This window comes from Arthrobacter sp. TMS2-4 (genome assembly GCF_054511075.1).
The window spans coordinates 187,789-194,280 of the sequence record NZ_JBTNDI010000007.1 but is presented as its reverse complement, the minus strand read 5'-3'; the positions used below and the strand labels follow the sequence as shown (position 1 = coordinate 194,280).

Here is a 6,492-nt window from a genome sequence, read left to right as displayed (position 1 = left end):
AACCGCGAGCTCCTCGTTGGGGTGACCCCCGGCTCCCGTGTCGGCCCGGGAGGGGAACTGCTCCCGACGGGGTCGATCAGCTAGGTCCTACCACTGCTCGGACTGCGTGGCGGGGCGTCCCGCCCCGGCGCCGGCACCCTTGGCCTGGCGAGGCTTGCGGGTGGTGTCGCCCGAGAAGCGGGTGTCGCCGTCGCGCTTGGGGTAGTCCTTCTTGAAGGGCTTCTTGAACTCGCCCGCACCACGGTTGCCCGCGGGCTTGCGACCCTTGTCGAGCTCCAGGTGGATCAGCTCGCCACCGATGCGCGTCTTGGAGAGCGCACGCAGCTGGTCCTTGGAGAGATCCGCCGGGAGCTCCACGAGGCTGTGGTCCGCACGGATGTCGATGCCGCCGATCTGCGAGGAGGACAGGCCGCCCTCGTTCGCGATGGCCCCGACGATCGAGCCCGGCATGACGCGCTGGCGGCGGCCCACGGCGATGCGGTACGTGGCGTTGCCCTCGGTGAGCGTGCGCGTGGGGCCGCGGGACCCGAAGGCATCCTTGCGACCGTCGGCGCGCTCGCGCTGCCCGGCGGGAGCCACCGGGATGTCCTTGACGAGCACGGGCTGTCCACCCTGCGCCATGATGGCGAGGGCTGCGGCGATCTCGGCTGCGGGCACGTCGTGCTCGCGCTCGTAGTTCGCGATCAGGTCGCGGAACAGCGAGACGTCCTCGGTGGCCAGCGTGGTGGTGATCTTGTCCGCGAACTTGCCGAGGCGCAGCTCGTTGATCTTCTCCGTGGAGGGCAGCTGCATCTGCTCGACCGGCTGGCGGGTCGCCTTCTCGATCGAACGGAGCAGGTACTTCTCACGAGGGGTGATGAAGAGGATCGCGTCGCCGGAACGGCCCGCGCGGCCGGTACGGCCGATGCGGTGCACGTAGGACTCGGTGTCGTGCGGGATGTCGTAGTTGACGACGAGCGAGATGCGCTCCACATCGAGGCCACGGGCAGCGACGTCCGTGGCGACGAGGATGTCGATCTTGCCGTCGCGCAGTGCCTCGACGGTGCGCTCGCGCTGCTGCTGGGGGATGTCTCCGTTGATGGCGGCAGCCGAGAAGCCCCGTGAACGCAACTTGTCCGCCAGGTCTTCGGTCGCCATCTTGGTGCGGACGAAGGCGATGATGCCGTCGTAGTCCTCCACCTCGAGGATGCGGGTCATCGCGTCGAGCTTGTGCGGGCCCATGACCTGCAGGTAGCGCTGACGCGTGTTGGTGCCCGTCGTCGTCTTGCCCTTGACCGAGATCTCGGCGGGGTCGTTCAGGTACTTCTTGGCGATGCGGCGGATGGCCGGGGGCATCGTCGCCGAGAACAGTGCAACCTGCTTCTCCGCCGGGGTCGAGGCGAGGATCTTCTCGACGTCCTCGGCGAAGCCCATGCGCAGCATCTCGTCGGCCTCGTCGAGCACCACGTACTCGAGGTTGGACAGATCGAGCGAGCCCTTCTCGATGTGGTCGATGACGCGACCCGGGGTGCCGACGACGACCTGCGCGCCGCGGCGGAGCCCGTTCAGCTGGGGGCCGTAGGGCGATCCGCCGTAGACCGGGAGGACGGTGAAGCCCTCCATGTGCTTGGCGTAGGAGGTGAAGGCCTCCGCGACCTGGAGCGCGAGCTCGCGGGTCGGTGCGAGGACCAGGACCTGCGTGTTCTTGCTCGGGCCGCCGTTGACGTCGGCGAGCTCGGCCATCTTGGACAGCGCGGGGATGGCGAATGCGGCGGTCTTGCCGGTGCCGGTCTGCGCGAGTCCGACGACGTCGCGACCCTCGAGCAGCGCGGGGATGGTCGCTGCCTGGATGGGTGAGGGCTTCTCGTAGCCGACGTCTGCCAGGGCGGCGAGGACGCGCCCGTCGAGCTTCAGGTCGGTGAAGCGGATCTCCACGGCGTCGTCGTCTGCCGGTGCTGCCGGGGCCGTCGCGGTCTCGTCGGTGACGGGCGTGGAGTCGGTGATCTGTTCGGACAGGTTTTCAGGCACGGGAAATAATCCTCCAGGTAGGTGCCGGACGGCCCTGGCAGGATGGAGCCCGCAGTGCCGAATGAACGTAGGAATTCGGCACTGTTTCAATCCCGGCGCCGAACTCCGGGCCACACGGTTCTCTCTGCTCTCTCAGCAGTGACGTGTGACGTTTCTTCTAGCCGGCGCTCCCTGATGAATCTGCTCGCGAGTCTGTGCTCCGAGCCCCAACACAACCAATCCGGCCCGAAAGGGCGGATATAAAGGGAATACCGGTGTGGGGGATGCTCCCAGTCTACGGCACGCAGGCATCGCACCGCGCCACGAGGCCGACGACGGACGGGTGACGTTCGGCACGTCAGGCCGGGGTCGCGACCCTCAGTGCCTGCAGGGCGGCCTTGCGCACCTGCGGCGTGAGCGTCAGGGAGCCGTCCGTCGCGGCATCGAGGAGCGCCAGGGCCCTGGGCTCGTCGAGGCCGGCGTAGACCTGGGCGGCGGTGACCCCGTGGTCCGGGACGCTGTGGACCCGGACGGTGTCCCCGGCCGTGATGCTGCCCTTCACCACCACGCGCAGGTAGGTGCCCACACGGTTGGCCTCACTGAAGCGCTTCACCCAGGACTTCTCCCCCAGGTATCGCGCGAAGTTCACGCATGGTGTCCGCGGCATGGTGGCCTCGAGGACCACCGTCTCCCCCACGCTCCACCGTTCGCCGATGACCGCGTTCGAGGCGTCGATGCCGGCGACGCGGAGATTCTCGCCGAAGAGCCCCGGCGAGATGTCCCGCCCCAGCTGTGCAGCCCAGAAGTCGGCATCATCCTGCGAATAGGCATAGACGGCCTTCGTGGGCCCGCCGTGGTGCTTGCGGCTGGCCTGGATGTCTCCCGTGAGTCCCAGCGGGTGGACGTTCACCGGCCCCGCCACGGCCCGCTTGTCGATCGCGGTCACGCCGGTCGAGTCCCGGGTGGGCAGGAGTTCGTGTACGCGGCATACCGCGAGGAGGGTGCCGGAGGTCATGGCGTCCATCCTAGGTCGCCGGCAGGGCACAGCCGGGGAACCCGGCGACGACGGCACCCACGGCTCGGGTTCGGGCACCATATCGCCCTCCATGACGAGCCGCATCGCGCACTGCTGGGCGGCGCCGCGTTGCCGGAGCCCTGCACCGACGGCCCGCCCGCCCAGGCCATCAGCGGTGCGGGGTGCCCGGGACGACGTCGTCGGGCGCTGTCGGGCGGTGTGCCCTGGACGCGCCGTGGCCCGACCCTGCGGGTACCGGCAAGGACCGGCGCGCACGGGACAGAAGGACCCAGAAGACGGTGATCGCGAGCGCGCAGAAGACACCCGCGCTGGAGGCCATGAGCCAGCCCGTGGTGAGCTGCGAGTTCAGGTCCTCGGCACCGAGGAGCAGGCCGATCGTCTTGGGCGAGTAGATGAAGACGACGAGCGTGACTACGCACAGGACCGTCGCGACCGTCCGGTAGGTCGACAACCGCGCAGGGAGGCGGGCGGCCTGGCCGGCGAGGACCGCGAGGACGACGACGATCCAGACCCAGTGGTGGGACCACGAGATCGGCGAGATGAGCAGCATCAGCAGCGAGGTCATCGCGGTGGGCAGGAACCGGTCGCCCTGGTGCTTCGAGGCCCGGATGACGTAGGCGGTTGCCCCGACGAGCAGGAGGGAGACCACCAGCCACGGGACGGTGGAGGGAAAGTCGGAGCCCAGGAAGTGCAGGATGGCACCGCGGACCGAGAGGTTGTCCACATACCCCTCACCACCGATGCGCCCGGTGTCCCGCAGCATCTGGAGCCAGTAGGTCAGGGACTCCCGCGGCAGGAGGAGGAAGCCGAGGGCGATGGTCCCGAAGAAGCCGCCCGCCATGGTGAACAGCTGCTTCCATTCGCCGCGGACGAGGAAGTACAGGCCGAAGACCAACGGCGTCAGCTTGATCCCGGCCGCAATGCCGGTGAGCAGTCCCGTCGGCATCCGGCGGTGCGGCCCCGAGAGGAGATCGACGGCGATCATGGCGAAGAGCACGATGTTGATCTGCGAGAAGGCCATGGTCTCCCGCCAGGGGCCGAGCAGGCACACGAGGCCGGTTCCCGCGATCGCGAGCGGCAGGGCGGTCGGGTGACGGAGCACGTCACGGACGGCGGAGAAGCCGCCGAGGTAGCGGGTGATCAGCAGCGACGTCGCACCCGCGATCGCGACGGACAGCGCGACGAAGAGGGCGGCCCCCGTCTCGGCGCTCACCAGCGTCAGCACGGTGAACGCCAGCGCCGCGAACGGCGGGTAGGTGAAGAGCAGGGAGCCCTCGCCCTCCCCGAACGACCGCGAGTACAGCGACCCGTCGGCGTCGACCACGGACTGTCCGCCCATGCGGTACACCCGGAAGTCGAGGCCGATGAAGTCCGCCCAGGCGAACGCCCAGGCTGCCAGTGCTGCGGCCACCACCACCGCGGCCACCAGGCCCAGCGCCCGCATCCTCGCCGTCATCGGAGCGCTGCGGTGGCTCATGCTTCTCCATTCGAGGGATCGGGTTGTGGAACCGGCCCGGGAAGCCCGACGAACGGCTCATCCAGTGTAGGCACGCCCCGGCATACCGTCCCGCGTGCCGATATGGTGGAAATCACCCACCCCCTGTGAAAGGTCTCCTCCCGATGTCGCACTCCAGCGGAAACACCGCGCCCGTCACCGCCATCACCAACGCGCACGTCGTCCCGATCGACGGCGAGCCCTTCGACGGCACCGTCGTCGTCGAGGACGGCCGCATCACGGCCCTCGGCACGTCCGTCTCCGCGCCCGACGGCGCAACCGTCGTCGACGCAGCCGGCAAGTGGCTGCTGCCCGGTTTCGTCGATGCCCACGTCCACCTGGGCACGCATGAGGAGGGCGAGGGCTCCGCGGGCGACGACACCAACGAGATGACCAACCCGAACACCGCCGGCGTCCGCGCGATCGACGCGATCAACCCCTTCGACCCGGGGTTCGACGACGCCCTGGCAGGCGGCGTGACGACCGTGAACGTGAACCCGGGGTCCGGCAATCCGATCGGCGGGCTGGCCGTCGCCCTCCACACGCACGGCCGGTACCTGGAGGAGATGGTGCTGCGCTCCCCCAGCGGCCTGAAGTCGGCGCTGGGCGAGAACCCGAAGCGCGTGTACGGGGGCAAGGACAAGACGCCGTCGACCCGTCTCGGCACTGCGCTCGTGATTCGCGAAGCGTTCATGAAGGCCCAGAACTATATGGGCAAGGCCGACGAGAACGCCCGCGACCCGCACCTCGAGGCACTCGCCATGGTGCTGCGCCGCGAGATCCCGTGGCGCCAGCACGCACACCGGGCCGACGACATCGCGACTGCGATCCGGATCGCCGACGAGTTCGGGTACGACCTCGTCCTGGATCACGGCACCGAGGCGCATCTGCTCGCTGACGTTCTCGCGGAGCGCGGGACCCCGGTGCTGATCGGCCCCCTCTTCACCACGAAGTCCAAGGTGGAGCTGCGCGGCCGTTCGATCGCCAACCCCGGCAAGCTCGCCAGGGCCGGTGTCGAGATCTCGATCATCACGGACCACCCGGTCATCCCGATCAACTTCCTCGTGCACCAGGCGACGCTGTCCATCAAGGAGGGCCTCGACCGCGAGACGGCGCTGCGCTCCATCACCATCAATCCGGCGAAGGTCCTCGGGCTGGCCGACCGCCTCGGCTCGCTCGCCGTCGGCAAGGACGCGGACCTCGTGCTGTGGAGCGGTGACCCGCTCGATGTCATGCAGCGAGCCCTGCAGGTCTGGATCGGTGGCACGGAGGTCTACTCCTACGACACCGAGACCCGCACCGGCACCGTCGCACCGCGGGTCTAGGGACTCTCCTTGGCGAAGCCCCTGCCGCCACGGCCGTTCACCCTGCGCGCCGCCGTCGTGCTGTGGCTCGCGATCGCGGTCCTGCTGCTCGTCGCTGCCGGCACCTTCATCACGTCGGCCGCCGTACAGGACGCCGACCGCGCAGGGTTCATCGGCCTCGGTGCGCTCTTCGGGGCTCTCGCCGTCCTGCAACTGGTCCTCCTGCTCCCGCTGCGCCGGGGCAGGAGGAGCGCCCGCGAGCTGCTGAGCACCGTCGGTATCATCGCGGGCGTCCCGATCGTGGTCCGCGGGACGCCCGGACTGTCGCTGATCGCGGGGGCGATGCTCGTCGCCGTCCTGCTCATGTGGCTGCCGCAGAGCAGTGACTACTTCCAGCTGACGCAGCCGAAGGCGAAGAAGCGCCTGCGGCTGCCAGGATCCAGGTAGCCGCGCGACGGCGCGGCACGGTCATCCTCCGACCGTTACCCGGGCAGGAAGTCACCCACCGGCCCGTCGAGCCACTGAAACTGGGAAAAGCATGTGAACGGTTCACCACTGACGGGTGAACCGGAGTTGAACGGGTAGCGTGACGATACTAGGATCTTCCGAACCCGGGAACGGGTGCATTGTCAAGGGTGTACGGCGAACACGCGGGCATCTGGAACGCGAGG

At 68.9% G+C, this 6,492-nt stretch carries 5 protein-coding genes; 2 read left to right on the top strand and 3 right to left on the bottom strand.

Annotated features, from left to right (window positions below; translation table 11 throughout):
* Positions 1-87 precede the first annotated feature (87 nt).
* From ACX80F_RS11270 to ACX80F_RS11260, 3 genes are all read right to left on the bottom strand, one after another.
* Positions 88-2,007 carry a DEAD/DEAH box helicase gene (locus ACX80F_RS11270; RefSeq protein WP_459336478.1) on the bottom strand — a complete coding sequence of 640 codons (1,920 nt, stop codon included), beginning with the start codon at positions 2,005-2,007 and terminating at the stop codon, positions 88-90.
* Positions 2,008-2,344: 337 nt separating this feature from the next.
* Positions 2,345-3,001 (bottom strand): MOSC domain-containing protein, encoded by a 657-nt coding sequence (locus ACX80F_RS11265; RefSeq protein ID WP_459336477.1) that lies wholly within the window; start codon positions 2,999-3,001, stop codon positions 2,345-2,347.
* A gap of 169 nt (positions 3,002-3,170) precedes the next feature.
* A complete protein-coding gene (locus tag ACX80F_RS11260; RefSeq protein WP_459336476.1) occupies positions 3,171-4,499 on the bottom strand; it encodes a glycosyltransferase 87 family protein in 1,329 nt (442 codons plus the stop codon).
* A 143-nt stretch (positions 4,500-4,642) separates the two neighbouring features.
* On the opposite strand from ACX80F_RS11260, the gene ACX80F_RS11255 reads away from it, so the two are divergent.
* Positions 4,643-5,842: an amidohydrolase gene (locus ACX80F_RS11255; RefSeq protein WP_459336475.1), complete on the top strand. Its 1,200-nt coding sequence runs from the start codon at positions 4,643-4,645 to the stop codon at positions 5,840-5,842.
* Between the two features lie 9 nt (positions 5,843-5,851).
* On the top strand, positions 5,852-6,268 hold the full coding sequence (locus ACX80F_RS11250) for a hypothetical protein (protein ID WP_459336474.1): 417 nt from the start codon (positions 5,852-5,854) through the stop codon (positions 6,266-6,268).
* Positions 6,269-6,492 lie beyond the last annotated feature (224 nt).